This is a genomic window from Streptomyces niveiscabiei (assembly GCF_001419795.1).
In the GTDB taxonomy this organism is placed as follows: Bacteria; Actinomycetota; Actinomycetes; order Streptomycetales; family Streptomycetaceae; genus Streptomyces; species Streptomyces niveiscabiei.
Map to the genome: position 1 here is coordinate 1 of NZ_LIRL01001348.1, position 1,856 is coordinate 1,856.

At 75.9% G+C, this 1,856-nt stretch carries 1 protein-coding gene; it reads left to right on the forward strand.

The features are described 5' to 3' along the window. Window positions 1-164: 164 nt before the first annotated feature. On the forward strand, window positions 165-1,856 hold a 1,692-nt coding region (locus tag AOK24_RS43880; protein ID WP_240554422.1), incomplete at its 3' end, for a SpoIIE family protein phosphatase.

Sequence of the window (1,856 nt, forward strand, 5' to 3'; positions counted from 1 at the left end):
GCCCCCGCTCTCGCCCCCTCCTACGCCCCTGCCCCGCTTCCTCGCCGTGCGCTCCGCGCCGTATCGGGAGAGATTTGTTCCCGACCGCACCGCCGGGCGAGGAGGTGGTCGTGGTGGAGGTGCCGCCGGCCGCGGGGCCGCCGCTGTCGCAGGGGCTGACCTCGATGATGGACGCCGTGGGCGCCCTCTCGGGGGCCGTGTACCTGCTGTCGGAAGAGGAGCCCGTCCTGGAGATGGCGGTGATGGCGGGGCTGCCCCGCGCCTTCGCCGCGCCCTGGGAGCGGGTCGGGCTGAGCGCGCCCCTGCCGGTCGCCGAGGCGGTGCGCGACCGGCGGCTCGTGTGGGTGAGCGGCGAGGAGGAGATGGCCCGCCGCTTCCCGCGGATCGCGGTCGTCCTGCCGTACCCCTTCGCGCTCGCGGCCCTGCCGGTGGCGACGCCGTCGACGGTGTACGGCGCCGTCTTCGTGACCTGGCCCGGCGGGCGCCCCGCCGAGCTGTCCGAGGAGGAGCGCCGCCGGCTCACCGGCGGCTGCCGGCGGCTCGCGCTGCGCCTGGAGCGGTCGGACGCGGTCGGCGCGGAGCGGGACGTCGTCGAGGTGGGGACGGATACGGCGCCGGAGGCCGCGCGGCTGGTGGCCCGGCTGCCGTACGGCCTGTGCTCGCTGGACCTGCACGGACGCGTCGACTTCGCGAACGCCGCCGCCGCGCGGCTGCTCGGCGTGCCGGTCGCCCGGCTGACGGGGACCCGGCTGTGGGCGTCGGTGCCGTGGCTGGACGACCCGGGGTACGAGGAGCGGTACCGGGCCGCGCTGATCGGCCAGATCCCGACGTCGTTCGTGGCGCTGAAGCCGCCCTCGGAGTGGCTGTCGTTCCGGCTGTACCCGGGGACGGACGGGCTGAGCGTACGGATCGGGCGGGCCCGCGCCGAGGCCGGGGCGCCGAGCGCTCAGTCCCCTCCGCTGGTCACGCTCTCGCAGGCGCTGAGTCTGTCGGGCGCGCTGACGGAGACGGTGAGCGTCGCCGACGTCGTACGGCTCGTCGCGCGGGAGATCTTGCCGGCCGTGGGGTGTCAGGCGCTCGTGCTGCTGGGGTCGCAGGCGGGGCGGCTGCACGTGCTGGGGCAGCACGGGTATCCGGACCCGGCGACCGTGGAGCGCTGGGACGGTCTCCCGCTCACCGACCGCACGCCCGGCACGCACGCGCTGGCGACGGGCCTGCCCGCGTTCTTCGCGTCCCGGCGGCAGCTCGAACACCTCTACCCGGACCGGCACGCGACCCCGGACGGCTTCGCGGCCTGGGCCTACCTGCCGCTGATCGCCTCCGGCCGCCCGGTCGGCGCGTGCGTCCTCGCGTACGCCGAGCCGCACGACTTCCCGACCCACGAGCGGGCCGTCCTCACGAGCCTGGCGGGGCTGATCGCGCAGGCCCTGGACCGGGCGCTGCTGTACGACGCGAAGAACCGGCTCGCGCACGGCTTGCAGGCCGCGCTCCTGCCCCACTCGCTGCCGGAGCTGCCGGGGCTGTGCGCGACCGCCCGCTATCTGCCGGCGACCCAGGGCATGGAGATCGGCGGCGACTTCTACGACCTGGTGCCCTCCAAGCCGTACGCGGCGGCCGTCATCGGGGACGTGCAGGGGCACAACGTGACGGCGGCGGGGCTGATGGGGCAGCTCAGGACGGCCGTACGGGCGTACACGACCGTCGGGCAGGAGCCCGGTGAGGTGATGCGGGGGACCAACCGGCTGCTGCTGGATCTCGGGGCCGAGCTGTTCGCGAGCTGCCTGTATCTGCGGCTCGATCCCGGGCGGGGGCGGGTCGTGATGGCGCGGGCGGGGCATCCGCCGCCGTTGCTGCGC